19 protein-coding genes, 19 tRNA genes, 3 rRNA genes and 1 riboswitch are annotated in these 26,431 nt (G+C 43.2%); of the genes, 36 read left to right on the top strand and 5 right to left on the bottom strand.

Annotated features, from left to right (window positions below; all coding sequences use genetic code 11):
* Positions 1–5: 5 nt before the first annotated feature.
* Positions 6–953, top strand: a complete 948-nt coding sequence (locus JNUCC23_RS21820) for an ATP-grasp domain-containing protein (protein WP_454213569.1) — start codon at positions 6–8, stop codon at positions 951–953.
* Positions 954–1,130: 177 nt separating this feature from the next.
* Here the strand turns inward: JNUCC23_RS21820 and JNUCC23_RS21815 are convergent, their stop codons facing one another.
* Positions 1,131–2,693, bottom strand: a complete 1,563-nt coding sequence (locus tag JNUCC23_RS21815) for an ABC-F family ATP-binding cassette domain-containing protein (protein WP_454213567.1) — start codon at positions 2,691–2,693, stop codon at positions 1,131–1,133.
* Positions 2,694–2,963: 270 nt separating this feature from the next.
* Between JNUCC23_RS21815 and JNUCC23_RS21810 the strand changes: the two genes are divergently transcribed.
* The 22 genes from JNUCC23_RS21810 to JNUCC23_RS21705 all read left to right on the top strand — a co-directional run bounded on the left by JNUCC23_RS21810 (position 2,964) and on the right by JNUCC23_RS21705 (position 12,215).
* Complete coding sequence (locus tag JNUCC23_RS21810; RefSeq protein ID WP_454213565.1) at positions 2,964–5,159, top strand: DNA topoisomerase III; 2,196 nt, start codon at positions 2,964–2,966, stop codon at positions 5,157–5,159.
* A gap of 378 nt (positions 5,160–5,537) precedes the next feature.
* Positions 5,538–7,087 (top strand): 16S ribosomal RNA (locus JNUCC23_RS21805).
* A gap of 157 nt (positions 7,088–7,244) precedes the next feature.
* Positions 7,245–10,180, top strand: a 23S ribosomal RNA gene (locus JNUCC23_RS21800).
* A 71-nt stretch (positions 10,181–10,251) separates the two neighbouring features.
* Positions 10,252–10,367: ribosomal RNA gene (gene rrf / locus JNUCC23_RS21795) — 5S ribosomal RNA — on the top strand.
* The 16S, 23S and 5S rRNA genes sit together here with 18 tRNA genes alongside, the layout of an rRNA operon.
* A gap of 46 nt (positions 10,368–10,413) precedes the next feature.
* Positions 10,414–10,488 (top strand) — tRNA-Glu (locus JNUCC23_RS21790).
* Positions 10,489–10,492: 4 nt separating this feature from the next.
* Positions 10,493–10,568, top strand: a tRNA-Val gene (locus JNUCC23_RS21785).
* An 11-nt stretch (positions 10,569–10,579) separates the two neighbouring features.
* A tRNA-Thr gene (locus tag JNUCC23_RS21780) sits at positions 10,580–10,655 on the top strand.
* A gap of 15 nt (positions 10,656–10,670) precedes the next feature.
* Positions 10,671–10,743, top strand: a tRNA-Lys gene (locus JNUCC23_RS21775).
* Between the two features lie 134 nt (positions 10,744–10,877).
* Positions 10,878–10,954, top strand: a tRNA-Pro gene (locus tag JNUCC23_RS21770).
* A 24-nt stretch (positions 10,955–10,978) separates the two neighbouring features.
* Positions 10,979–11,054, top strand: a tRNA-Ala gene (locus JNUCC23_RS21765).
* A gap of 35 nt (positions 11,055–11,089) precedes the next feature.
* Positions 11,090–11,163, top strand: a tRNA-Met gene (locus JNUCC23_RS21760).
* 32 nt (positions 11,164–11,195) lie between these two features.
* A tRNA-Ser gene (locus tag JNUCC23_RS21755) sits at positions 11,196–11,288 on the top strand.
* A gap of 31 nt (positions 11,289–11,319) precedes the next feature.
* Positions 11,320–11,393 (top strand) — tRNA-Met (locus JNUCC23_RS21750).
* Between the two features lie 3 nt (positions 11,394–11,396).
* Positions 11,397–11,473, top strand: a tRNA-Asp gene (locus JNUCC23_RS21745).
* Between the two features lie 42 nt (positions 11,474–11,515).
* Positions 11,516–11,588 (top strand) — tRNA-Phe (locus JNUCC23_RS21740).
* A gap of 15 nt (positions 11,589–11,603) precedes the next feature.
* Positions 11,604–11,687, top strand: a tRNA-Tyr gene (locus JNUCC23_RS21735).
* Between the two features lie 8 nt (positions 11,688–11,695).
* Positions 11,696–11,769 (top strand) — tRNA-Trp (locus JNUCC23_RS21730).
* Positions 11,770–11,793: 24 nt separating this feature from the next.
* Positions 11,794–11,869: transfer RNA gene (locus tag JNUCC23_RS21725), tRNA-His, on the top strand.
* A 15-nt stretch (positions 11,870–11,884) separates the two neighbouring features.
* A tRNA-Gln gene (locus JNUCC23_RS21720) sits at positions 11,885–11,959 on the top strand.
* Positions 11,960–11,969: 10 nt separating this feature from the next.
* Positions 11,970–12,043 (top strand) — tRNA-Gly (locus JNUCC23_RS21715).
* 4 nt (positions 12,044–12,047) lie between these two features.
* Positions 12,048–12,124, top strand: a tRNA-Ile gene (locus tag JNUCC23_RS21710).
* Positions 12,125–12,140: 16 nt separating this feature from the next.
* Positions 12,141–12,215 (top strand) — tRNA-Asn (locus tag JNUCC23_RS21705).
* A gap of 907 nt (positions 12,216–13,122) precedes the next feature.
* On the opposite strand, the gene JNUCC23_RS21700 is transcribed toward JNUCC23_RS21705, so the two are convergent.
* Positions 13,123–14,034: a helix-turn-helix domain-containing protein gene (locus JNUCC23_RS21700; protein WP_454213563.1), complete on the bottom strand. Its 912-nt coding sequence runs from the start codon at positions 14,032–14,034 to the stop codon at positions 13,123–13,125.
* Positions 14,035–14,153: 119 nt separating this feature from the next.
* Here JNUCC23_RS21700 and JNUCC23_RS21695 point away from each other — a divergent pair, with 119 nt between their 5' ends.
* Complete coding sequence (locus tag JNUCC23_RS21695) at positions 14,154–14,936, top strand: phytanoyl-CoA dioxygenase family protein (protein WP_454213561.1); 783 nt, start codon at positions 14,154–14,156, stop codon at positions 14,934–14,936.
* 474 nt (positions 14,937–15,410) lie between these two features.
* Here the strand turns inward: JNUCC23_RS21695 and JNUCC23_RS21690 are convergent, their stop codons facing one another.
* From JNUCC23_RS21690 to JNUCC23_RS21680, 3 genes are all read right to left on the bottom strand, one after another.
* Entirely contained in the window at positions 15,411–15,587 is a 177-nt protein-coding gene (locus tag JNUCC23_RS21690; protein WP_454216171.1) for a tyrosine-type recombinase/integrase, read from the bottom strand.
* Positions 15,588–15,610: 23 nt separating this feature from the next.
* Positions 15,611–15,967 (bottom strand): tyrosine-type recombinase/integrase, encoded by a 357-nt coding sequence (locus tag JNUCC23_RS21685; RefSeq protein WP_454216169.1) that lies wholly within the window; start codon positions 15,965–15,967, stop codon positions 15,611–15,613.
* Positions 15,968–16,496: 529 nt separating this feature from the next.
* Positions 16,497–16,570, bottom strand: a tRNA-Arg gene (locus JNUCC23_RS21680).
* 266 nt (positions 16,571–16,836) lie between these two features.
* On the opposite strand from JNUCC23_RS21680, the gene JNUCC23_RS21675 reads away from it, so the two are divergent.
* The 12 genes from JNUCC23_RS21675 (at position 16,837) to JNUCC23_RS21620 (ending at position 26,384) form a co-directional block, all read left to right on the top strand.
* Positions 16,837–17,565 (top strand): hypothetical protein, encoded by a 729-nt coding sequence (locus tag JNUCC23_RS21675; protein ID WP_454213559.1) that lies wholly within the window; start codon positions 16,837–16,839, stop codon positions 17,563–17,565.
* A 110-nt stretch (positions 17,566–17,675) separates the two neighbouring features.
* Positions 17,676–17,824: riboswitch (cobalamin riboswitch) on the top strand.
* Positions 17,825–17,982: 158 nt separating this feature from the next.
* Positions 17,983–19,044, top strand: a complete 1,062-nt coding sequence (locus JNUCC23_RS21670) for a FecCD family ABC transporter permease (protein WP_454213557.1) — start codon at positions 17,983–17,985, stop codon at positions 19,042–19,044.
* Positions 19,045–19,049: 5 nt separating this feature from the next.
* Positions 19,050–20,480 (top strand): ATP-binding cassette domain-containing protein, encoded by a 1,431-nt coding sequence (locus tag JNUCC23_RS21665; protein WP_454213555.1) that lies wholly within the window; start codon positions 19,050–19,052, stop codon positions 20,478–20,480.
* Positions 20,473–21,054, top strand: coding sequence for a bifunctional adenosylcobinamide kinase/adenosylcobinamide-phosphate guanylyltransferase (locus JNUCC23_RS21660; protein WP_454213553.1), 582 nt, complete (start codon positions 20,473–20,475; stop codon positions 21,052–21,054). Before JNUCC23_RS21665 ends, JNUCC23_RS21660 begins: the two co-directional genes overlap by 8 nt.
* 3 nt (positions 21,055–21,057) lie before the next feature.
* Positions 21,058–21,849 carry an adenosylcobinamide-GDP ribazoletransferase gene (gene cobS, locus JNUCC23_RS21655; RefSeq protein ID WP_454213551.1) on the top strand — a complete coding sequence of 264 codons (792 nt, stop codon included), beginning with the start codon at positions 21,058–21,060 and terminating at the stop codon, positions 21,847–21,849.
* On the top strand, positions 21,807–22,436 hold the full coding sequence (locus tag JNUCC23_RS21650; protein WP_454213549.1) for a histidine phosphatase family protein: 630 nt from the start codon (positions 21,807–21,809) through the stop codon (positions 22,434–22,436). The genes cobS and JNUCC23_RS21650 overlap by 43 nt, the downstream gene beginning before the upstream one ends.
* The gene (locus JNUCC23_RS21645; protein WP_454213547.1) at positions 22,388–22,813 is read left to right on the top strand and encodes a bifunctional adenosylcobinamide kinase/adenosylcobinamide-phosphate guanylyltransferase; all 426 of its coding nucleotides are present in this window, start codon (positions 22,388–22,390) and stop codon (positions 22,811–22,813) included. Before JNUCC23_RS21650 ends, JNUCC23_RS21645 begins: the two co-directional genes overlap by 49 nt.
* A 12-nt stretch (positions 22,814–22,825) precedes the next feature.
* A complete protein-coding gene (locus JNUCC23_RS21640; RefSeq protein WP_454213545.1) occupies positions 22,826–23,413 on the top strand; it encodes a cob(I)yrinic acid a,c-diamide adenosyltransferase in 588 nt (195 codons plus the stop codon).
* Between the two features lies 1 nt (position 23,414).
* Complete coding sequence (locus JNUCC23_RS21635; RefSeq protein WP_403076155.1) at positions 23,415–23,906, top strand: ECF transporter S component; 492 nt, start codon at positions 23,415–23,417, stop codon at positions 23,904–23,906.
* On the top strand, positions 23,903–24,583 hold the full coding sequence (locus JNUCC23_RS21630; protein ID WP_062185225.1) for a hypothetical protein: 681 nt from the start codon (positions 23,903–23,905) through the stop codon (positions 24,581–24,583). The genes JNUCC23_RS21635 and JNUCC23_RS21630 overlap by 4 nt, the downstream gene beginning before the upstream one ends.
* 20 nt (positions 24,584–24,603) lie before the next feature.
* Complete coding sequence (ybaK, locus tag JNUCC23_RS21625; protein WP_454213542.1) at positions 24,604–25,077, top strand: Cys-tRNA(Pro) deacylase; 474 nt, start codon at positions 24,604–24,606, stop codon at positions 25,075–25,077.
* Positions 25,078–25,283: 206 nt separating this feature from the next.
* A complete protein-coding gene (locus JNUCC23_RS21620; protein WP_403076146.1) occupies positions 25,284–26,384 on the top strand; it encodes a PRK06851 family protein in 1,101 nt (366 codons plus the stop codon).
* The last annotated feature ends 47 nt before the right edge of the window (positions 26,385–26,431 follow it).

Genomic DNA, 26,431 nt, shown 5'->3' with positions numbered 1-26,431 from the left:
ATAAAATGAGTAAAATTTACGTTATTCATGAAAATAGCGAGTGGACCGCCCATCTAACGAAACGGTTAGAAGAACTTCAATTGCCATATGAGGAGTGGCATCTTGATGAAGGGATCGTCGATTTGACGGAAGCTCCGCCGGAAGGAGTATTTTATAGTCGGATGAGTGCTTCTTCTCATACGAGAGGTCATCGTTATGCTCCAGAATTAACGGAAGGTGTCTTATCATGGCTAGAAGAACATGATCGCACTGTATTTAACGGCACGCGTGCATTACGTTTAGAGTTAAGCAAGATTAATCAGTATACCGCTTTAAGAAAACAAGGGATTAGGGTACCGAAAACGATTGCGGCAATTGGTAGAGATAACATTCTTGCTGCAGCTGAAAAGATCGGTACAGCTTCGTTTATTACTAAGCATAACCGGGCAGGAAAAGGGCTTGGTGTTCAATTATTCCATTCTATAGACGGATTAAAACAATATTTGGATGGGGCGGCATTCGAAGAACCCATAGATGGTATTACTTTGATTCAAGAGTATATTAAAGCTCCAGAACCATTTATCACACGTTGTGAGTTTGTTGGTGGGAAATTTGTCTATGCGGTTCAAGTGGATACTTCAGAAGGATTTGAACTTTGTCCAGCTGATGCTTGTCAAATCGGTGATCTATTCTGCCCGGTGGGGGAGGAAGTCGAAGAAAAGCCAAAATTCCAAATTGTAGAAGGTATTGAAGAGTCAATCATTGAAAAATATGAACAATTTTTAAAGGCAAATCAAATTACCGTTGCTGGCATCGAATTTATTCGCAATGAAAAAGGTGAGATATTCACATACGATGTGAATACGAATACTAATTATAATTCAGACGCTGAGAAGGCAGCTGGAAAGTATGGCATGCTTGAATTGGCGAAGTTTTTAGGGGCACAATTGAAAACAACAGAGGCTGTTAGATAGTAGTAATGCAGGCTCCTCCTTAAAATTAGGAGGAGCCTCTTTTGTTAAGTTGAAAAAACGAGGGTGTTTCATAAGGGTCTGACCTCGCACTCTAAATCAGTATGCAGTGTTTCATACACTTATCTTGTACTGGGTTTAGTTGTTGCGGGGTCTGACCCTTTACTTTTTTTATAAACGTTAAGCCTGTGCTTCGTTTTTATCTACCCAGTCTTCTACATTCCAAACTTTTGTCACCCAATCTTCATAAAAATCAGGTTCATGGCAGACAAGGACGATAGTCCCTTTATATGCTTGCATCGCACGTTTCAATTCTTCTTTAGCTACAACATCTAGGTGATTTGTCGGCTCGTCAAAAATAAGCCAATTGCTTTCGTTCATCATTAATTTACAAATACGTACCTTTGATTGCTCTCCACCACTTAGTTGATTCATTGGGCGTGTGATGTGCTCATTTTTCAAACCAACGCGTGCAAGAATGCCACGAACCTGTGCTTGTTCTAAGCCAGGGAAAGCATTCCAAATTTCATCAATCGGCGTTGTGTCCCCAGCTTTCACTTCTTGCTCGAAATAAGAAGGGAAAAGGAAGTCTCCGAGGATCCGTTTTCCACTAAGCGGTTCAATTTTCCCGAGAATGGTTTTTAATAATGTTGATTTTCCAACCCCGTTCATGCCAACAACTGCAATTTTTTCGCCGCGTTCAATCGTCATGGTTAGTTTCGGAAGTAGTGGGTGGTCATAGCCAATTTCAAGATTCTCGCCTTCGAAGACATAACGACCGCTACCGCGTGATTCCTTGAAGTCAAAGGTTGGTTTCATAGCTGTTTCAGGACGGTCAATTCGTTCGATTCGTTCAAGTTGTTTTTGACGGCTTTTCGCACGGCCAGATGTCGAGTAACGAGCTTTGTTTTTGGCAATAAAGTCTTCTTGCTTTTTAATGAAATCCTTTTGTTTTTCATAGGCATTGATATGCTGATTTTTATTAATCTCCGCAAGTTCAAGGAATTTTTCATAAGTAGCTGTATATCGAGTTAGCTTAGAAAATTCAAGATGGAAAATTATATCCACTACCCCGTTCATAAATTCTGTATCATGGGAAATTAAAAGAAAAGCATGTGGATATTCTTTCAAGTAACTGCTTAACCAGCGAATATGCTCCACATCTAGGTAGTTGGTAGGCTCATCGAGTAAAAGGACCTCAGGTTGTTCAAGCAAGAGCTTAGCTAATAATACTTTTGTTCGCTGGCCACCACTCAAGGAAGCGACGTCACGATCGAGACCGATGGCATCCAAACCAAGGCCACGGGCAGCTTCTTCAATCTTAATATCTAAATTATAAAAACCGCCAGCTTCTAGCTTATCTTGAATCTTCCCCATTTGCTCGAGTAGATCTTCCAATTCCTCTGGAGTGGCAGTCCCCATTTTTTCCGTTACTTCATTCAATAACTTTTCCTGTTCGAATAAAGGAAGGTAAGCATCACGCAACACATCACGCATTGTTCTTCCTTTTGTAAGGACGGTATGCTGATCTAAATATCCGTATTCAGTACCGGGTGTCCATTCCACGCGTCCAGTATCATGAATCAACTGTCCTGTGATGACGTTCATCATGGTCGATTTTCCAACGCCGTTTGCACCGACTAACCCAACATGTTCACCAGCCATCAAGCGGAATGATACGTCTTTGAATAGTGTACGATCACCGAATGAATGGCCTAATTTATCTATAGAAAGTAAACTCATTTCTTTTGGAACCTCCAATGAAAAGTAAAAAACTCTATTTTTTATCATACTAAAATCCTTGATAGATTACTATGCTTCACCAAGAAGAATTGAATGGGAATTCGTAGTGAAGGATTTATCGACAAATTTCCCAGGAAATCGATGTTTCGCCCTTCAAGTCATTTTGTGAGATAATAAACGTAAAGCTTTTTAAGGAAAAATAAGAAAGTGTATAGATTTCTAACAAGTTTTACGTTTTCTTATTATGGAATTTTGAAAGGGTGTTTTTTTATGAGTAAAACTGTCGTGCTGGCTGAGAAGCCATCAGTCGGAAGAGATATAGCAAAGGTCTTGAATGCGCACAAAAAAGGGAATGGCTTTTTTGAGGGTGATCAATATATTGTAACATGGGCACTCGGACATTTAGTGACCCATGCAGACCCTGAGGCCTATGATGAAAAATATAAGGCATGGAAGCTTGAAGATTTGCCAATGTTGCCGCCTACATTAAAGTTGGTCGTGATTAAGCAGTCAGGCAAACAATTTCAAGCTGTCAAAACCCAGCTGAACCGTCCTGATGTTAAGAATGTTGTGATTGCAACCGATGCCGGTCGTGAGGGGGAGCTCGTTGCTCGTTGGATTCTAGAAAAGGCAAATGTAAAAAAGCCTGTGAAGCGTCTTTGGATCTCATCTGTAACAGATAAAGCGATTAAAGATGGCTTTAACAAGTTGCGTGATGGGAAGGAATATGAAAATCTATATGCTTCAGCCGTTGCACGCGCTGAGGCGGATTGGATTGTCGGCATGAATGCGACACGTGCATTAACGACAAAGCATAATGCCCAATTATCATGTGGGCGGGTGCAGACGCCGACAGTGGCGATGATCGGTACACGCGAAGAAGAAATTAAAAGATTTCAGCCAAAACCATTTTATGGTGTATCTGTAACAACTGAACCTAAGCTCCGTCTTGTCTGGCAGGACAGCAAGACAAATGATATCCGGACCTTTGATAAAGCAAAGGTAGAGCATGTACTTACTGCTGTGAAAAATAAAAAAGCAGAAGTGGTGGATGTACAAAAAACACATAAAAAATCATTTGCTCCACAGTTATATGATTTGACAGAACTGCAAAGAGACGCGAATAAAAAGTTTGGTTATTCAGCAAAAGAGACATTATCGATCATGCAAAGATTGTACGAAAGTCATAAGGTCTTAACCTACCCAAGAACAGATTCACGCTTTTTATCATCAGATTTAGTAGATACATTAAAGGAACGGCTTCAAGCAGTTAGTATTAAACCTTACGCTCCATTTGCGGCTAAAATTCTGCGTAGTCCGATTAAAGCTAATAAATCCTTTGTGGATGATAGTAAAGTTTCCGATCACCACGCCATCATTCCGACCGAGCAAACACCGCTTCCGGGGAAGCTAAGTGATAAGGAATCAAAAATTTATGATTTAGTTGTCAAAAGGTTTCTAGCGGTTCTAATGCCACCATTTGAATATGAGCAAACAACGATCAAAGTTAATATTGGCGGGGAAAACTTTGCGGCCAAAGGAAAAGTGGTCTTGAAGTCGGGGTGGAAAGATGTATATGATTCTCATTTTGAAGATGAGGAAGTAGGCGATGGTCTTGCTGAACAATTACTGCCAGCCATAAATAAGGGAGATATCCTTTCTATTTCATCTATTAAAGAAACACAGGGAGAAACAAAGCCGCCTGAACCATTTAATGAAGCTACACTGCTTTCAGCAATGGAAAATCCAGCACGTTTTATGTCAGGAGAAAGCAAAGAACTGATTAAGACAATAGGGGAAACAGGTGGAATCGGGACCGTTGCTACAAGAGCTGATATTATAGAGAAGCTGTTTAATTCTTTTTTAATAGAGAAAAAAGGAAAAGGACTTCATGTTACATCAAAGGGCAAGCAACTGCTAGATTTGGCCCCGCAAGAGCTACGTTCCCCTGCATTAACCGCGCAATGGGAGCAAAAGCTGACAGCCATTGCCAAAGGGAAATTGCCGAAGCAAGCCTTTATTGGTGAGATGAGAGAATATGCAAAAAATATTGTCCGAGAAATCAAAAACAGTGATAAGAGATTTAAGCATGATAATATCACAGGAAGTAAATGTCCGGATTGCGGCAAGCTTTTATTAGAAGTGAATGGGAAAAAAGGCAAAATGCTTGTTTGTCAGGACCGTGAATGCGGCTATCGAAAAGGTGTATCTCGTGCCACAAACGCTAGATGTCCACAATGTCATAAGAAAATGGAAATGCGTGGTCAAGGAGAAGCGCAAACCTTCGTCTGCAAATGTGGGTATCATGAAAAACTATCTTCTTTTACTAAGAGAAAAGGGAAAAATAACAATCAAAGGGCTACCAAACAAGATGTTTCGAAGTATCTTAAACACCAGGATAAAAAAGAAGAACCTATTAATACTGCACTTGCTGACGCATTAGCTAAGCTGAAGTTTGATAAATGAATGAATGAAAAAATCTGTGGAGTAATTAAAGCGCCGCAGATTTTTTTCATTCAATTATAATTCTTTTGAAATAGTTGTTGACTTCCGTATTGTGAAATAGTAATATTTAATTTGTTGCTAAGGAGTTCTAGCAAATTAGACACTTTCATTTTGTGAAATATTACAGAAGATAACGAAACGGGTATGGATTTTAAGTTATTCTGTTTTCAGTTATCGAGGTAAAAGTATTTTATAAAAGTAATTGACAAAATGGAAGATGAGATGATATATTAATATCCTGTCTTAAACAAATAGTTCTTTGAAAACTAAACAAAGCAGAAACGTCAACGTTTTAATTAAGTGAGTACACACTATAAAAACAATGAGCAAGTCAAACACTTTTTGGAGAGTTTGATCCTGGCTCAGGACGAACGCTGGCGGCGTGCCTAATACATGCAAGTCGAGCGAATGATAGGGAGCTTGCTCCCTTGATTTAGCGGCGGACGGGTGAGTAACACGTGGGCAACCTACCTGTAAGACTGGGATAACTTCGGGAAACCGGAGCTAATACCGGATAATTTCTTTTCTCGCATGAGAAGAGATGGAAAGACGGTTTCGGCTGTCACTTACAGATGGGCCCGCGGCGCATTAGCTAGTTGGTGAGGTAATGGCTCACCAAGGCCACGATGCGTAGCCGACCTGAGAGGGTGATCGGCCACACTGGGACTGAGACACGGCCCAGACTCCTACGGGAGGCAGCAGTAGGGAATCTTCCGCAATGGACGAAAGTCTGACGGAGCAACGCCGCGTGAACGAAGAAGGCCTTCGGGTCGTAAAGTTCTGTTGTTAGGGAAGAACAAGTACCAGAGTAACTGCTGGTACCTTGACGGTACCTAACCAGAAAGCCACGGCTAACTACGTGCCAGCAGCCGCGGTAATACGTAGGTGGCAAGCGTTGTCCGGAATTATTGGGCGTAAAGCGCGCGCAGGTGGTTCCTTAAGTCTGATGTGAAAGCCCACGGCTCAACCGTGGAGGGTCATTGGAAACTGGGGAACTTGAGTGCAGAAGAGGAAAGTGGAATTCCAAGTGTAGCGGTGAAATGCGTAGAGATTTGGAGGAACACCAGTGGCGAAGGCGACTTTCTGGTCTGTAACTGACACTGAGGCGCGAAAGCGTGGGGAGCGAACAGGATTAGATACCCTGGTAGTCCACGCCGTAAACGATGAGTGCTAAGTGTTAGAGGGTTTCCGCCCTTTAGTGCTGCAGCTAACGCATTAAGCACTCCGCCTGGGGAGTACGGCCGCAAGGCTGAAACTCAAAGGAATTGACGGGGGCCCGCACAAGCGGTGGAGCATGTGGTTTAATTCGAAGCAACGCGAAGAACCTTACCAGGTCTTGACATCCTTTTGCCCTCCCTAGAGATAGGGACTTCCCTTCGGGGACAAAAGTGACAGGTGGTGCATGGTTGTCGTCAGCTCGTGTCGTGAGATGTTGGGTTAAGTCCCGCAACGAGCGCAACCCTTGATCTTAGTTGCCAGCATTTAGTTGGGCACTCTAAGGTGACTGCCGGTGACAAACCGGAGGAAGGTGGGGATGACGTCAAATCATCATGCCCCTTATGACCTGGGCTACACACGTGCTACAATGGATGGTACAAAGAGCTGCAAACCCGCGAGGGTAAGCGAATCTCATAAAGCCATTCTCAGTTCGGATTGTAGGCTGCAACTCGCCTACATGAAGCCGGAATCGCTAGTAATCGTGGATCAGCATGCCACGGTGAATACGTTCCCGGGCCTTGTACACACCGCCCGTCACACCACGAGAGTTTGTAACACCCGAAGTCGGTGAGGTAACCGCAAGGAGCCAGCCGCCTAAGGTGGGACAGATGATTGGGGTGAAGTCGTAACAAGGTAGCCGTATCGGAAGGTGCGGCTGGATCACCTCCTTTCTAAGGATGAAATGAAGTACTAGATACTTCAATAAATGGACGTTTCTGCCTTTGTTTAGTTTTGAGAGAATTATCTCTCTATACTTTGTTCCTTGAAAACTAGATAACAAATAACAAGACATCATTGAAATAGTAAGTTCTTTTTTTAATTAACTTCGGTTAAGTTAGAAAGGGCGCACGGTGGATGCCTTGGCACTAGGAGCCGATGAAGGACGGGACTAACACCGATATGCTTCGGGGAGCTGTAAGTAAGCTTTGATCCGGAGATTTCCGAATGGGGAAACCCACTGTTCGTAATGGAACAGTATCTTTACCTGAATACATAGGGTACTGAAGGCAGACCCGGGGAACTGAAACATCTAAGTACCCGGAGGAAGAGAAAGCAAACGCGATTTCCTGAGTAGCGGCGAGCGAAACGGAAGATAGCCCAAACCAAGAGGCTTGCCTCTTGGGGTTGTAGGACACTCAACATGGAGTTACAAAGGAACGGGGTAAGTGAAGTGATCTGGAAAGATCCGTCAAAGAAGGTAAAAACCCTGTAGCTGAAACTTCGTTCCCTCCTGAGTGGATCCTGAGTACGGCGGGACACGAGAAATCCCGTCGGAAGCAGGGAGGACCATCTCCCAAGGCTAAATACTACCTAGTGACCGATAGTGAACCAGTACCGTGAGGGAAAGGTGAAAAGCACCCCGGAAGGGGAGTGAAATAGATCCTGAAACCGTGTGCCTACAAGTAGTTAGAGCCCGTTAATGGGTGATAGCGTGCCTTTTGTAGAATGAACCGGCGAGTTACGATTTCATGCAAGGTTAAGTTGATAAGACGGAGCCGCAGCGAAAGCGAGTCTGAATAGGGCGCATGAGTATGAGGTCGTAGACCCGAAACCAGGTGATCTACCCATGTCCAGGGTGAAGTTCAGGTAACACTGAATGGAGGCCCGAACCCACGTACGTTGAAAAGTGCGGGGATGAGGTGTGGGTAGCGGAGAAATTCCAATCGAACCTGGAGATAGCTGGTTCTCTCCGAAATAGCTTTAGGGCTAGCCTCGAGATGAGAGTATTGGAGGTAGAGCACTGATTGGACTAGGGGCCCCCAACGGGTTACCGAATTCAGTCAAACTCCGAATGCCAAATACTTATTCTCGGGAGTCAGACTGCGAGTGATAAGATCCGTAGTCAAGAGGGAAACAGCCCAGACCACCAGCTAAGGTCCCCAAGTTTACGTTAAGTGGAAAAGGATGTGGAGTTGCTTAGACAACCAGGATGTTGGCTCAGAAGCAGCCATCATTTAAAGAGTGCGTAATAGCTCACTGGTCGAGTGACTCTGCGCCGAAAATGTACCGGGGCTAAACGTAACACCGAAGCTGTGGATGGATACCGTATGGTATCCGTGGTAGGAGAGCGTTCTAAGGGCGTTGAAGCTAGACCGGAAGGACTGGTGGAGCGCTTAGAAGTGAGAATGCCGGTATGAGTAGCGAAAGAAGGGTGAGAATCCCTTCCACCGAATGCCTAAGGTTTCCTGAGGAAGGCTCGTCCGCTCAGGGTTAGTCGGGACCTAAGCCGAGGCTGAAAAGCGTAGGCGATGGACAACAGGTTGATATTCCTGTACCACCTATACATCGTTTGAGCGATGGGGGGACGCAGAAGGATAGGGTAAGCGCGCTGTTGGATATGCGCGTCCAAGCAGTTAGGCCGGAAACGAGGAAAATCCCGTTTCCATTAAGGCGGAGCTGTGATGGCGAGGGAAATATAGTACCGAAGTTCCTGATTCCACGCTGCCAAGAAAAGCCTCTAGTGAGATGTAGGGTGCCCGTACCGCAAACCGACACAGGTAGGCGAGGAGAGAATCCTAAGGTGTGCGAGAGAACTCTCGTTAAGGAACTCGGCAAAATGACCCCGTAACTTCGGGAGAAGGGGTGCTTTTTAGGGTGAATAGCCCGGAAAAGCCGCAGTGAATAGGCCCAGGCGACTGTTTAGCAAAAACACAGGTCTCTGCGAAGCCGCAAGGCGAAGTATAGGGGCTGACGCCTGCCCGGTGCTGGAAGGTTAAGAGGAGAGGTTAGCCGCAAGGCGAAGCTTTGAATTGAAGCCCCAGTAAACGGCGGCCGTAACTATAACGGTCCTAAGGTAGCGAAATTCCTTGTCGGGTAAGTTCCGACCCGCACGAAAGGCGTAACGATCTGGGCACTGTCTCAACGAGAGACTCGGTGAAATTATAGTACCTGTGAAGATGCAGGTTACCCGCGACAGGACGGAAAGACCCCGTGGAGCTTTACTGCAGCCTGATATTGAATTTTGGTACAGCTTGTACAGGATAGGTAGGAGCCTGTGAAGCCGGAGCGCTAGCTTCGGTCGAGGCGTCGGTGGGATACTACCCTGGCTGTATTGAAATTCTAACCCGCGCCCCTTATCGGGGCGGGAGACAGTGTCAGGCGGGCAGTTTGACTGGGGCGGTCGCCTCCTAAAATGTAACGGAGGCGCCCAAAGGTTCCCTCAGAATGGTTGGAAATCATTCGTAGAGTGTAAAGGCACAAGGGAGCTTGACTGCGAGACCTACAAGTCGAGCAGGGACGAAAGTCGGGCTTAGTGATCCGGTGGTTCCGCATGGAAGGGCCATCGCTCAACGGATAAAAGCTACCCCGGGGATAACAGGCTTATCTCCCCCAAGAGTCCACATCGACGGGGAGGTTTGGCACCTCGATGTCGGCTCATCGCATCCTGGGGCTGTAGTCGGTCCCAAGGGTTGGGCTGTTCGCCCATTAAAGCGGTACGCGAGCTGGGTTCAGAACGTCGTGAGACAGTTCGGTCCCTATCCGTCGTGGGCGCAGGAAATTTGAGAGGAGCTGTCCTTAGTACGAGAGGACCGGGATGGACGCACCGCTGGTGTACCAGTTGTTCTGCCAAGAGCATCGCTGGGTAGCTACGTGCGGACGGGATAAATGCTGAAAGCATCTAAGCATGAAGCCCCCCTCAAGATGAGATTTCCCATAGCGTAAGCTAGTAAGATCCCTGAAAGATGATCAGGTTGATAGGTCAGAGGTGGAAGCGTGGCGACATGTGGAGCTGACTGATACTAATCGATCGAGGACTTAACCAATATATATTTTAATGATGATTCTAAAGTCTGTTATCTAGTTTTGAAGGAATAAACCTTCTAACTGAATTTAGTCTGGTAATGATGGCAAAGAGGTCACACCCGTTCCCATTCCGAACACGGAAGTTAAGCTCTTTTGCGCCGATGGTAGTTGGGGGTCTCCCCCTGTGAGAGTAGGACGTTGCCAGGCTAAGCCCCTAAAAGTAGGGGCTATTATTTTGTACATAGTTGTATGTGGCCCCTTGGTCAAGCGGTTAAGACACCGCCCTTTCACGGCGGTAACACGGGTTCGAATCCCGTAGGGGTCACCATATTGGAGGATTAGCTCAGCTGGGAGAGCATCTGCCTTACAAGCAGAGGGTCGGCGGTTCGATCCCGTCATCCTCCACCATTACCTATAGTGCCGGTGTAGCTCAACTGGTAGAGCAACTGACTTGTAATCAGTAGGTTGGGGGTTCAAGTCCTCTTGCCGGCACCACTTTCAAATTTGTATGAGCCATTAGCTCAGTTGGTAGAGCATCTGACTTTTAATCAGAGGGTCGCAGGTTCGAATCCTGCATGGCTCACTATTAGTTTAGCGGGCGCGACGGAATTGGCAGATTCCATCTTGTAATGCCCCGTAGTTCAATTGGATAGAGCATCTGACTAACAGATCAGAAGGTTATGTTATGGTTCGACTCCTTTTGGGTGCGCCTTGATACGGGAAGTAGCTCAGCTTGGTAGAGCACTTGGTTTGGGACCAAGGGGTCGCAGGTTCGAATCCTGTCTTCCCGACCATCTATGTGTCTAAACATTTATTATGGGGCCTTAGCTCAGCTGGGAGAGCGCCTGCCTTGCACGCAGGAGGTCAGCGGTTCGATCCCGCTAGGCTCCACCATTATTATAATTATCATCGTATACGCTTCATTATTTGGCGGCGTAGCTCAGCTGGCTAGAGCGTACGGTTCATACCCGTGAGGTCGGGGGTTCGATCCCCTCTGCCGCTATAAAATTATGCAGCTGAATTCTTAATTATTACGGAGGTATACCCAAGTCCGGCTGAAGGGATCGGTCTTGAAAACCGACAGGGGAGTCAAATCCCGCGGGGGTTCGAATCCCTCTACCTCCTCCATTTTTTTAAAAGGTCACACAATTCATATCGTCGCGGGGTGGAGCAGTTCGGTAGCTCGTCGGGCTCATAACCCGAAGGTCGCAGGTTCAAATCCTGTCCCCGCAATCTGGTCCGGTAGTTCAGTTGGTTAGAATGCCTGCCTGTCACGCAGGAGGTCGCGGGTTCGAGTCCCGTCCGGACCGCCATTTTTATTCAGTAGATAAACTTACTGTTGATATAATTTGTTTGGCTCAGTAGCTCAGTCGGTAGAGCAAAGGACTGAAAATCCTTGTGTCGGCGGTTCGATTCCGTCCTGAGCCATCATTAGTTTAATACGGAGGGGTAGCGAAGTGGCTAAACGCGGCGGACTGTAAATCCGCTCCTTCGGGTTCGGCAGTTCGAATCTGCCCCCCTCCACCATTCATTATAGGGGTATAGTTTAAAGGTAGAACAAAGGTCTCCAAAACCTTCGGTGTGGGTTCAATTCCTACTACCCCTGCCAATTCAAAATTCATCTTACATTATGGCGGTTGTGGCGAAGTGGTTAACGCACCTGATTGTGGTTCAGGCATTCGTGGGTTCGATTCCCATCAGTCGCCCCATTTATTTTATCTTATTGGGCTATAGCCAAGCGGTAAGGCAACGGATTTTGATTCCGTCATGCGAAGGTTCGAATCCTTCTAGCCCAGCCATTTTATATATGCGGGTGTAGTTTAGTGGTAAAACCTCAGCCTTCCAAGCTGATGATGAGAGTTCGATTCTCTTCACCCGCTCCAAAATGGGCCTATAGCTCAGCTGGTTAGAGCGCACGCCTGATAAGCGTGAGGTCGATGGTTCGAGTCCATTTAGGCCCACCATAACCTTATATGTTGTTCCGCAGTAGCTCAGTGGTAGAGCATTCGGCTGTTAACCGAACGGTCGTAGGTTCGAGTCCTACCTGCGGAGCCATTTTTTTATATAAGGAAGTACTCAAGAGACGCCCCTACTATGGATGTAGGTCCGGGTAATCGGCGTGAGGATTCAAATCCTCTAAGGTGCGTAAAAACTAATCTTACTTGGGTTAGTTTTTTTTGTTTTATTCATTCAGCAAGTGCCACAATTTACGTCAAAAAGTTTTACAGAACTTAGAGCCTCTTTTTAACATAAGCCTCCCGTATTTGGCATCAGGTACGATCTATGTAGCCCCACACTCCAGCTTCCTAATTCACTTTATAACTATATCCATTGAGATTACTGAAGTATTTCTTAAATAGTTTTTTTGCTGAAACTACTGTATCACGTATAATATGTTAGGCGTATATAAAAACAGAGCAGTATTTTTTATTTCGTCCCCATTCAGTTAACATAGAGGTAGAATAATTGAATCCTTTTTCAATAAAAAAGGGGTCAGATCCTATATCTACTTCAAACCGACCCCATTTTCTAAAAGTGGGCTTATAATGAGTGAATTCTTATTCAATGAAAAAACCGCCAATCCCTTGATACGTATGGGGTTGACGTTTTTTTTATTTTTAGCGTCCCAGATAGGAGTCGAACTTACGACCTATAGATTAGGAGGCACTGTTAAATTTCAGTTTCCTTTACAATAGGTTTGAACTGTTTATAAATCCTACTATAACGGCAATTTCCACGCTTTTACCGTATACCAAGCGTAAAATACTAAATAAAAGTGTCTGACGTTTCCGAAGCAATGTTTCCGATTTTTATGATACAAGCTTCACTAGTTTGTTTTCAACATAATTACGATTTTCTGCCGCTCGAGCCCCGCCTGAAATCCTTACTGAATATTTACCAAAAGGTTCAAAAACTAAATACGAAGTGTTCGATCGTATATATTTACTGAATGAATCATGTTTTAGCTATTATTCAAAATTCCCCTCTTTTGAACGATTTTTTCGTAATCATAGCGATACTTAGCAGGTGAAACGTTCATCATCTCAGTAAATACGCGCGTAAAGTAATGCACTGATCCAAAGCCGGTAACATCAGCTATCTCTTTAATAGGAATGCTTGTTGTTTCAAGCAGGCGGACCGCCTCCTTTACCCTTTCCTTACGAATATAATTGGAGAAACTTTCACGAAGTTCATTAGAAAAGAGCCTTGATAAATGACGTTTAGAAATGTGAAGATAGTTGGCGACATGTTCTAGCTTCAATGGTTCTGATAAATTATCACGAATGAACAACTTTGCTTGATATAGATGTGTTGGAGAACTAAACATTTTTTCTTGACTTCGACTTGTCTGAGTAGCTTCAGAAAACATAGAGTTAAAGGACAGTATGAGTGTGTGTGCCATATTAGTAATTAAATTAAAGTCGTTGACACCGCCGTTTGACGTATAATCTACCAATGCCCTCCATATTAAGGCAGTTGGGGAATCATCAGCAACATTGACACAAATCTTATTTGTTTTCGCCAGCTGATTAAACATGCTAATGGCATCATCCTTTGATTTTTCATGTGAAATCTCGAAAGCAACAAATACAAGAAAAAGTCCTGTTTCACTTAAAATTTGGTGCTGAACGTTCGGACGGGATAAAAATACTGTCCCTTTCTTTAACGGATATTGTCCATCCATGTCTTTATAAAGTCCTTCTCCACTTAGTACATAACAAACTTCAAAAAATGAATGCCTATGTAACGGGGTGTTAAAATGCTTCGGGGTAACTCCCCAATAATGCACCTTAAAGGCAATTTCTTCTCCAAGTGGTTCCATTGCATATTGAGCCAAAATCCCTTCACTAAGTTTACATGATTGGATTACCAAAAATATCCCTCCGATGTCCTCATAAGACAAAAAAATAGCCTATTCTGATAAAGACTGGAATCTATAAATTTTTTAAAATTATAACAAGTATACTATCAATTTTAAGGGAGGAAAATATTATGATTACTTTAAAAGATGCTGACTTTTACAAAGAAAATGGATACTTACTTGTTAAGGGGGTTTTTACTAAAGATGAAGTAGAGCAAATGAGAAATGCGGTTGAAGACATTATTCAACGTGCAGCAAATGCAAAACAAGATCAAAATCATGCATGGCAAGGGGAGCATATCCCACCAAACGAGTTAAAAAAACTTGTTTTAAAAGGGTTTCATGACGTTCATTATCATGATGCATCATTCTCTAGAGCCGTTATCCATCCAAGTATGGTGTCTATTTTGCAAAAGCTTATCGGACCGAATGTCCAATTACATCACTCCAAAATGCTGGTTAAACCACCTGAAAAGGGAGCAGCTTTTCCAATGCATCAGGATCACCCGTATTTTCCACATGAAAGTCATACCATGTTGGCAGCTAGTGTTCATCTTGATGATGCAGACTTGGAAAACGGATGTCTAAGGGTTATACCAAAATCTCATAAAGAAGGATCAATCCCACATGTAGGGCGTCATTACTTAAATCATAAGGAATACCCGATTTCCATAGGGACTCCGTGCCCTGCCGAAGCAGGCGACGTTCTGTTTTTCAATTATTTAACGATACATGGCTCGGATAGTAATCGCAGTGACCGGCCGCGTAGAAACGTATTATTCCAATATCGTGATCCGTCGGATAAACCGACTGCCGATGTACACGTGAACTGGGGGCAAGGCTTGATGGTCTGTGGAGAAAATCCAACGTTCCGTGACTATCAGGCTGATTTTGCCTCAAAAATAGTGAAATGAAAGTTGAATGCAACTATTTTGGCCTGAAACACATACAAACACGGATTATAGTGCGGCGACTCTTTCCGATTAATTCGCCTAACTTCGTTTTGCGTAGGAAAGAAACGCCTGGATATTTGCAACTGTATTGCGCTAATAAGTCCAGTACGGGGCAAGCTCCGTTTTATTTAATTCGTCAGCAAACAGACGCTTGTAATGGCGCATGGCTTCGTTTAGCGTTTCGACTTACTTGAACGTTGATAGATTGGCGAATGTGTCCGCCGAGGCTACGATATCTATTCGTTTCTTCATTGATAACGGCTCCCTTTTCGTAAAAGGACGCAGGCCCCGCGCTTAGGCATATTTAAATAAGCGTATTGAATCTCCGCTTTTTTCGTGGTATACTTAAGATCTCAAATTTCTTGCATTTTAAATGCGACGGGACGTTCGGTTGTTAGCGCAACCGGCGTCTTTTTTTGCGTATTTTTATTTGTTTTAACGTAAGACACGATGCGCTGGAGAATACCTATTGTGTTGTTGCCGCACATGTTCGCTGTCCATTTGTATATACTTCCTCGTTGTTTTTATATCAGCGTGATCGACGATCTTTTGAAGCGTGAACATATCTCCTCCGTTTAAAATATAATTTCTACAGAAAGTATGGCGGAACATATGCGGGTGCAGTTTCGATATTTCTAGCTTCTTCTTAAGGCGTCTTTCTTCGTGCAATTTAACCAACCTTTTCGCGATCTCTCTACTAACGGGCATCTCGCGACCTCGGACGGAATGTATATTACGCAGCGCTTAACGCCGATATGGTCAATCTTCAAATTAACGGCTTCTTGAATCCGCATTCCACTGTCTAATAAAAGCAGGCACAGCGTTTTATCCCGCCATTGCGCAAACTGACGTTCATCATAACTACTAAGCGACCGGTCGACCTCGGCGTCAGCTAGTCCTGGCACTTCGTCCAAATGGTCGGAATTCACGCGCTTAATATTGGCTGTTGGATTAGTTGGAAGAATTCCGTCTTTATACCAGAACAAGCACATCGTTTTCAACGTTCTAAGCCGCATGTTGACCGTATGAGGCGATAACCCTTTCGTAAGGCTATTTCGTCCTTCTATCTCTGCATATGCGACGCGTTCCTTCATTCAATAAAGAATATGGCTACGGATCAAATCAGACGTCAATTCATCTACGTAGAAAGGCGACGGGTCAGTATAACGCATCAAGTATGTAATATGCTCGCGGTAATTTCCGATAGTGCGCGGTCGTACTCCTTCGGCTTCCTTTGCCTTAACGAATATATCGAGTGCCTCTTCGATGGTGTAGCGCGTATCGGGTGTATGTAGGACGCTAGAAAACCGTGGAACAGAATCGCTGGCTGTCGGACCTCTTGCGCCAATATAGCCTCGTCTCATTGCGGATTCACCTCCGATTAAGTCTTACGTACAGCCTCACGTTTGTCTTACGGCGTACCTTAAAAGAACACAAAAGGCCCGCCATATCAGCGCTAATTTACCGTTGATTGAACGGGTCTATAACGTTGATATATCGGGCTTCGGTTACCTGTATTAGCGTCCCAGATAGGAATCGAACCTACGACCTACAGCTTAGGAGGCTGTCGCTCTATCCTACTGAGCTACTGGGACATATAAATAGTTGTGACTGATATATTATAGTTGTTATAAGAAAATTTTTCAAGGTTTATGCGCTAAAGAAAATTGTATTCACTTTGAAATAAATAGGGGGATTGTTTAGGTATTTTTTAAAGAGTCAGACTATTTTGCATTTAAGCTGTGATAAAATGGGAAAGGATACTTTTATATTTCCTTCATTTTAAAAAGATTGCGCCAATAGTAATAACCTCAAGGAATTCGAATAGAGTTCATAAAACAATTTTTGCGGGGGGAATCTAATGAAGAAAAATCTATTGTTAATAGTAGTTCTTATTTTTGGAGGCGCCCTTTCACTATATACCCTAGATAAAGCCAAAACAAAGAAACTTCATACACCTCCAGAGTTACTCGCGACAGTTGATGGAGATAAGGTTGCTTATCAGGTTCGCAGTTTTGAAAGGGACGGGATTGTAATTGTGAAAGGAGAAAAAGAAGATCCAATTACTAAGGTTAACCCTCGAACAAAACTTATAATTGATTTCGCTGAAGAACCCGAAAGTTTCATTGTTTCAGAGATGAATAGCTTTGGGGATGAAGAGGATTATTTAAGAACGGAGGAGTGGGATACAGTCAGTTTCAGAGAGTATGCCTTGGACAACTGGGTTGGTTATAAATCTTATGTCATCCATGCAAAGTGGAAAAATGGGAAAGAGGCGACATATTCCATTAAACTGGACGTTAAGCAACTCGTTTCTTATCAGGGATTATTGCCAAGGGAACATGAAAACAGTGCTTTGATTATCCTTGGAAAATCGGGTGTTAGTCCTGTTAATTTTGATGAAAATAAGTATGATTTGAGCCCTATTCTCACGATAGAGGCGGATGGAAATTTGCCATCTGAATATCCTGAATTGAAAATAGAAAGCACCCCTACCTATATTATTTTTGACTATACTAAAGAAGTGTTTCGAACCGACGATGACGAAGAGCTAATAAAATACTTAGAATCAGAGCGGGGCAAAGAATAAAGAGTAGGCGTGTCAGAGGATGTTTAAACAAGATCGTTTGTCGACTCATAATGCAAAAATTTTCCGACTATTCAAGGCGTTCAATTGTGTATAATAGATGGATAGAAACAAAATACATAAACGAAATAGGTGTCTTATTCTGAGACTTAAATGGGAGTTGGTGAAATGCCAACGCGGTCCCGCCACTGTATGAAAATATGGGAAGGTACTGTAAGCGTAGACCATAAGCCAGGAAGCCTGCCTATATTCGTGCACCAAATTTACCTATGAGGATAGGAAGGTGTGTGGCAGACGTACGGGAATAGCTGTTCATACTATAGACGATTGACTCATAAGGTCAGACTTCCTGATAGAAATAGTGGAGGCTGACCTTTTATTTATTCCCTTTAAAAATGTATGGTAAGGGAGTAGTGAAATTTGCGAAATTTAGTAAGGGAAAAAAATGTACAAAATAACAGACAGTTAGCTTATATACTCGCATTTGCATTTCTTGCTGTCTCGATAATTGTTGGAATTTCAGTAGGTTCGGTATCAGTGCCTGTGTCAGATCTTTTCCAAATTATTGGAAAGGAAGTTTTCCATTTACCACTTTCAACTGAAGCAAATGTAATGTTTTCGAATATTGTGATGAAAATACGCTTGCCTCGTGTTGTTTTAGCCGGATTGGTAGGAGCATCTCTTGCCATTTCTGGTGCAGCGTTTCAAGGGCTTTTACGTAATCCATTGGCCGATCCATATACACTTGGCGTTTCCTCTGGGGCATCTGTGGGGGCAGTTGTAACACTATTCTTCGGATTGTCACTACCTGTTATCGGGTTATTTACTTTACCATTATTAAGTGTTTTGTTTTCATTCTTGACGATTTTCTCTGTACTGTTGTTTGCACAGAAAATGGATCGCTCGATGAAGGTTGAAACAATTATTTTAACGGGGATTATTTTTAGTTCGTTTTTAGGTGCATTTATTTCCCTGATGATTGCCATGACTGGAGAAGAATTACGTCAGATCATTGGCTGGCTATTGGGGAGTGTTTCCATGCGAGGTTGGAGCTATGTGGGGATTATTCTGCCATTTTTTATCGTGGGTGCTGTGATTCTTATGTTGAATGCGCGTGAACTGAATGCCTTATCGTTTGGAGAAGATCGTGCACAGCATTTAGGTGTAAATGTGAAAAAAAGAAAGCTACTGATTTTGATTGCGGGTTCGCTGTTAACAGGAGCGGCCGTCGCTGTTTCAGGGACAATAGGCTTTGTTGGCTTAGTAATTCCGCATTTCACGAGACGGCTTGTTGGTCCGGATCATAAGCATTTGTTACCGTTGTCGATGATTATTGGAGGGGGATTCTTAATTCTAGCAGATCTTGTTTCAAGGATTATTATTTCCCCTGCTGAATTACCGATTGGTGTTATTACCGCGTTAATTGGTGCCCCTGTCTTTGCGATGATCTTATTAAAACGGCGCAGGATAGAAAGAAGGTGATGAATATGCTAACTGTTACTGAATTGATAGGTGGGTATACGAGGGAAATGCCTGTTTTGAAAAATCTTACATTCGAGGTTGCCAGAGGAGAATTGTTTGGAATACTTGGACCGAATGGAAGTGGAAAAACCACGCTACTCCAAATGATGAGTGGCATATTACCTTATCATATTGGAGAAATCATGCTTAAAGGAAAAAGGCTGCAGGATTACCGTACAAAGGAACTGGCTAGAGTCATTGCAGTCTTGCCCCAGCATTCTACACAGGCTTTTTCCTATACGGTAAAAGAAACGGTTTCGCTAGGCAGATATGCGCATCAGAAAGGTTTATTGCAGAGTTGGTCAACGGAAGATGAGGAAGTGGTCCAAAAGGTGATGAAACAGACGGGTGTTACTCAATTTCAACATATCCCTTTTGAACAGCTTTCTGGTGGTGAGAAACAGCGCGTCTTGCTTGCACAGTCATTAGCACAAGAACCGGAAATTCTTTTTTTAGATGAGCCGACGAATCATTTGGATCTTTCCTATCAAAAGGAGCTACTCGACTTGATGAAAAAGTGGACGAAGGAAAAAGATCTGACTGTTATTTCTATTTTCCACGATTTAAATCTTGCTAGTCTTTACTGTGATAGATTGCTACTGTTGGAAAAAGGAAGGATTCAGATCAATGGTAGGCCGAATGAAGTGCTGAAACGAGAACGCATTCAAGCGGTATACCAAACGGAAATAGAAAATCGACCACATCCGAGTCTTCCTAAACCGCAACTTTTCATTGTTCCGGCTCATCTTGCCAAGGAGCAGGAGACACTGGTGATTAATGAGCGATATTTAGAAAAAAATGATGAGTGGATTGCATTGAATTCACCGATCCCACTTAAGACGCTATCTTCTGGAGTAACAGGAGTTGGAGACAGCTGGAATCAAACGTTTGTGAACTGTCACGTTAAGCGTATTTATGATTGTCATGATCCTCTCGAGGAAATGATAGAGTACTTGTCTGCAAAAGGATTTAATCCAAGCGAAACGGTGGGCATGATGACGAATGTTGATGTGAAGACAGCAGCAGTACGTTTCTATGAAGGCGATGATATCTCCACTTTCATCGTGGTAACGGCGGGTAAAGGAATTCCGGTTCATACATCTCATACTGAAAGAGCTAAAGGACCCAGCGTCCATACATGGGTGTTTGTGAACGGGTGTTTACCGGAAGAAGCGTTTATTCAGAGCCTTGTTATTGCAACAGAAGCAAAGGTAAAGGCGTTATATGAATATGGAGCAGAAACTACGACGGAAGATAGCGTCTTAATTGCTGCTTCGCAACGGGGGACAAACATCCGACAAGGTGGATCTATGGAATCATTAGTTCAGCTAGTTAGCACGGGTGTGTATGAATGTACGGTGCTGGCAATGAAAAATAGAGAATGGAAGGATGGCTGAAATGGAGACGGCACCCATCTACTTTATCACTGGAGGCGTACGTAGCGGGAAGAGCACGTTTGCGGAAAAAACAGCCTATGAGCTGGCGCGAGCTCATACTGGAACCTTGTTATATTATTTGGCTTGTGGCAGAGCACAAGATGAAGAAATGCAGCAGCGGATTGAGTTGCATCAGCAATCTCGTCAAAATAGTGTTGTTCCATGGCAGTCTGGTGAGTTCCCTAGAAATATTGACAACTCCATCCCTTTTTACAATAAACAGACAATCGTCTTGTTGGATTGTTTGACCACTTGGCTCGATAATGAGTTGTTTTCGATAGATTCAGAGCTCGGCAAACAGCATCTCCAAAACGTCTTTGAAAAAATGATGGGAAGTATAGAAACAATACGAAATCATTGCTTCAGCTTGATTGTGGTCAGTAATGAAGTATTGCACGAACCTTTACCAAGTAGTGAAATCGTACAGGCTTATCAAAAAACAATTGGTAGGCTGCATCAGGAACTTGTTGCTCGTTCACATCAAGCTTATTTGGTTGAATCAGGTATTCCACTCATGATGAAAGGGAGCAAATAAAGGATGAGCGTACTAATCGGTTATTTGATTAATCTTCAGTTCTTCACGGCGATTCCGATCAAAAAGCAGCTTCCCATGGATGAGCCATCCATTCATCGAGCTATTCAGACCTTTCCACTTGCAGGACTGACACTCGGTTTGCTAGTCAGCGGCAGCCTCTTTGCACTCATGGAGTGGACGCCCTTCTCTTTGCTTGCGATTAGTTTCGTTGTTTGGCTGCTGACGATTATTCTAACAGGAGGCCTTCATCTTGACGGATGGATGGATGCGAGTGATGCGTTTTTTTCCTATCAGGACAAAGAAAAGCGGCTTGAAATTATGAGCGATCCGCGAACGGGAGCGTTTGGTGTTTTATCTGTGATCGTCTTATTAAGTGCAAGGTTTCTATTTATTTATGAAATTATTTCAAGAATGCATCTTAGTTCTTTTTTCTTAATTGCCTTAATTCCTACCATAAGTAAAATGGTGATGGGGATGTTGCTCTATACAGCACCGCTTGCTAAACAAGATGGATTGGCAGCGTTTTTTCAAAGAGCAGCGAAAAAAAGTAGTATACATATATATGGCTTGTATCTAGTTGTCCTATTAATTATGGCATTTTACATAAGCTTGCCTTTACTTTATATGAGTTTAATCATGATAGCGGTAGCTTGTATTTTCTTTTTATTGATCCGCAGGAAAATCACAATTTGGTTCGGCGGAATCACAGGCGATGTTCTGGGAGCATCGGTAGAAGGAGTGGAGCTGTTTTTATGGCTGACGGTGTGGGCCTTTCCTTACTTCGCCATGGTATGACGGGGGCGAATGTTAAGAAGCAATATGTAGGATGGACAGATTCACGGTTGACAACAGAAGGGTTGCAGGAACTAGAGCGATTACAATTAAGCTATCCAAATTATGATTGTTTGTACTGCAGTGATTTAAATCGCTGCATCCAAACTGCAAACATCTTATTTCCAAATTGTGAGCCTATTTTAAAGAGGGAATTTCGTGAAATGAATTTTGGTGAGTGGGAAGGAAGAACCTATGAGCAATTATTAAGCTCGCCTCAATATAAGCGCTGGCTTGAGCGCCCGTTTGAAATAGAAGCACCACATGGGGAAGGCTATCAAGATTTCAGCCAAAGAGTACATCAAGGTTGGGTCGAGGTGGTAGAGGATATGATGCAGAAGGAAGCTAGAAATGTCGCGATTGTTACACATGGTGGAGTGATTCGCAATCTGCTCGTCCATTATGCTCCCGAGCAAAAGGTATTTTGGGATTGGAGTATTCCATATGGCTGTGGCTATAAGCTTTACTGGAAGAGCTACGAGCAATTGAGGAGGGGTGAGAGATGCACTTTGTTACAGGCGGTGCCTATAATGGAAAAAGAAAATGGGTAAGGTCGTTACATGAACAAACCCAATGGCTTTCTGCTTATTATGATTATCCACTCCCGCTTCGTTCAAATGATTTTTTAGAAAAAAAGATCGTATTGGAAGGAATTGAGATGTGGATAAAGAATGATGTAGAGAGTAGCGATGGTTCAAACATTCGTGCGAATTGGAAGACGTACATTCAAACATGGCACGACTGGGAGCAGGAGCAAGGAGATCGAAGAATCATTATAATTGGAACCGACATTTCAAAGGGAATTGTCCCAATGAACAAACTAGACCGAACTTGGCGTGATGTTACAGGTTGGATCTATCAAGACTTGACGGTCCTATCCAACCGCGTCGATATCATTTGGTATGGCTTAAATCAACAATTAAAATAAGGAGATGAAAGCATGAATATTTACACACGTACAGGAGATAAAGGGAAAACCAGCGTCATTGGCGGCCGAGTGGATAAGGATGACGTTCGAGTGGAAGCGTATGGAACGGTTGATGAGGTGAACAGCTATGTTGGGTTAGCTATGGCGGAATTAGATCGTACAAAGTTCGCAGATGTTTTAGAAGACCTGGAGAAGATTCAGCATGAATTATTTGATTGTGGTGGCGATTTAGCAACGATTTCCGAAAAAGCACCGGAAAAGCTAACAGCAGAAGCGATTACGTATTTAGAACAACGTATTGATAAGTATATTTCGGAAGCACCACCACTTGAGAAATTTATTTTACCAGGGGGAACGAAGCCAGCCGCAACGATTCATCTTGCTCGTACCGTTGTGCGTCGGGCTGAACGACTGACTGTAACGCTTGTGAAATCGGGGGCCGCTGTTTCTCCTTTGTCACTACAATATTTAAATAGACTGTCTGACTATTTCTTTGCACTTGCACGGGCGATTAATGTTCGCCTTGGGGTTAAAGATGTAGAGTACGTTAGAAGTGCGAAGGTGTTCCACAACACCAAGAAAAAGGAGCAAACGGATTGAAATGAATGTTAAACAAATGAGCCTCCTTGCCATCTTTATTGCTTTATCGGTAGCAGGTGCTTTTATAAAAATTCCAGGTGTTATTGGCAGCGTGGCACTGGACAGTTTTCCTTCGTTACTAGCAGCTTGTTTACTCGGTCCAGTTGCGGGTGCGGTTGTTGGCGGGCTCGGGCATTTCATTTCAGCTATTATAGGTGGAATGTTGCTCGGTCCTCTTCATTTCATTATTATGTTAGAAATGGCCTTACTTGCTTGGACTTTCGGCATTTTGTATCGAAAGGGCAATAAGGTTGGGGCAAGTCTGTTATTTTTTATTGGCAATGCATTTATTTCTCCCTTGCCGTTCATTATGATCATCAGCTGGTCATTTTTTGTGGCTTTAATTCCATCGCTGACCATTGCAACAGCGATTAATTTAGGTGTGTCCCTTATTTTGCTGCCGCGATTAACACCTATTTTGCAAAAAATGATGAATGAAGGTGCAAAGGAATGAGGGACGTTTTAAAATTGCCGATATCTAATTCTGAAACATTAATTATTTCATGTGATAATAGCGGTGGGATTGGCATGAAGGAACAGGATATTGTAAAAGTTCCTTATGAAGTAACAGCCTATTACTCATTTCGGGTAGCGGTCATGGAATGCATGGCAGCAGGTGCCAAACCAGTTGCGGTAACCGTTCAGAACTTTTGCGGTGAAGCGGCTTGGGACGACATCTGTACAGGAGTGTTGGCTGGACAAAAAGAGCTAGGTTTGGATATTCCGATTACGGGAAGTACAGAAAGTAATTTTCTATTAGTGCAATCTGCTCTTGGATTGATTGTAATCGGTCAATGGAAAGGTTCAGTCGAAATTAATCGGATGAGGAAGGTGGCTATTATCGGACAACCTCTTGTTGGTCATGAGGTGATCGAGAAGGCAGACCGTATTGCCCCACTTTCTTTATTTAAAGCAGTTTGTGAATACGAAGATGTAGTCGTGCTTCCGGTCGGATCAAAGGGTATTGCCCATGAATGGCGAAAGTTGAGTGATACGGATATTCCAGATGCACTTAGAAATCAAATCAACGTTGCAACATCTGCAGGACCTTCGACTTGCTTCCTTATTTCCTACCCAGATCATCTTGAAGCGGAATTAAGAAAATTGGCAGGAGTTTATTTTGTAGGTTAAATTATGAAGGGATGGCCATAATGCGTGTGAGTAAAACAAATGCCATGAGAATCCTTGATGGTAATAAAGTAGCGTACGAAATTCTTACATATGACAACGAAGATGGAAAAATCCATGGCACAGCAGTAGCTGATAAAATTGGCAAACCGGCTAATACTGTTTTTAAGACGCTCGTTTCGCAAAGCGGATCGAATTCATTTGTTTTTGTCATTCCAGTCGGTGGCGAACTTGATCTGAAAAAGGCAGCCAAGGCAGCGGGAGTGAAGAAAATGGAAATGCTTCCTGTGAAAGAGCTACAAAAGTGGACAGGGTACATCCGCGGTGGTTGTTCACCGGTCGGGATGAAAAGGTTGTACCCGACCTTTATTGATAAAAGCGCGGTGGATTTAGGTAGGATAATTGTCAGCGCTGGAAAGATTGGCGTGCAGATGGAAGTGGAACCACTAAAGCTTGCAGAAACGGTTGAAGCGAAATTTGTCGAGTTAATTAACTAAAGAGAATGTCCTCTAAAAGGGTCTGTACTTGAACTCTATATACAGATTATCGTGTCACATACGTTTAAACTAGTAATGTATCAAGGGCTACGTTGCTCTGATCCCCTTTTTGATAGGCGTTCACCCAAACCACATCTCGTGCATATGCTGACGTAGAAAGCATAGATATCTCTCGAGTATCACGGATAAAGGAGAGTGTTGATTAGGTGACTGGAAAAACCAAACATTATTTTGCTGGAGGAAATACAGCTAGAGGATTTCACAGTTTATATGAATCTAATTTGCATGGTTTAGAACGATTATATATTTTAAAAGGTGGCCCAGGGACCGGGAAATCTACGTTGATGAAGAAAGTGGGCAAGGAATGGGTGGAAAAGGGGTTTGATATCCAGCTTTTGCATTGCTCATCAGATCCAGAATCAATTGATGGTGTTATCGTAACAGATTTAAAGGTTGGAATTGTAGATGGTACAGCACCACATGTGATAGAACCTAAAGCACCAGGTGCGATTGAAGAATATATCAATCTTGGAACAGCCTGGGATTCTCAAATTCTTAGCCAGAATAAGCAAGAAATTATAAGGTTATCAAGTGAAATTAGCGCTGCTTTTGAAGATGCTTATTCTTTATTTGCTTCCGCATTGGCGGTCCATGATGAGTGGGAAGAGATCTACATCGCCAACCTAAACTTTCAGAAAGTGAATCAGCTAACAGGAAAATTGAAGGATACCTTTTTTGGAGAAATGTTTATTAACAAAACATCAGAAATCCGGCACCGGTTTTTAGGTGCAGCTACGCCAATAGGTGCGGTCGATTATGTGCCGAACTTAACTGAAGATATAGCAAAGCGTTATTTTCTAAAAGGGCGGCCAGGTTCAGGAAAATCAACGATGCTCAAGAAATTGGCGCTTGAAGCAGAGCAGCGTGGTTTTGACGTTGAGATCTATCATTGTGGTTTTGATCCCAATAGCCTCGATATGGTCATTATGCGTGAAATTGGCGTGGCTATTTTCGACAGCACCGCTCCCCATGAATATTTTCCGAGCCGCCAGGGTGATGTGATTGTTGATATTTATCAAGAAGCGATTCTTCCTGGGACTGATGAAATTTATAGCGATCAAATCCAGGATATTTCAACTAGATACCGCACGAAAATGAATGAAGCGACTCAATCTTTAGCAAAAGCGAAATCCTTACATGATGAACTAGAAGATATCTATATACGTGCCATGGATTTTTCAGAAATAGATCGTATTCATAACAGTATCCATGACAAGGTCAATCAGATTGCCCAGCCGTTTATATAATGCTAGAAGAGGATGACTTAAAGGTGTTTTTGGCCTTATGAGTCATC

This window comes from Peribacillus sp. JNUCC 23, from assembly GCF_053653995.1.
This window is presented reverse-complemented; position numbering and strand designations above follow the sequence as displayed.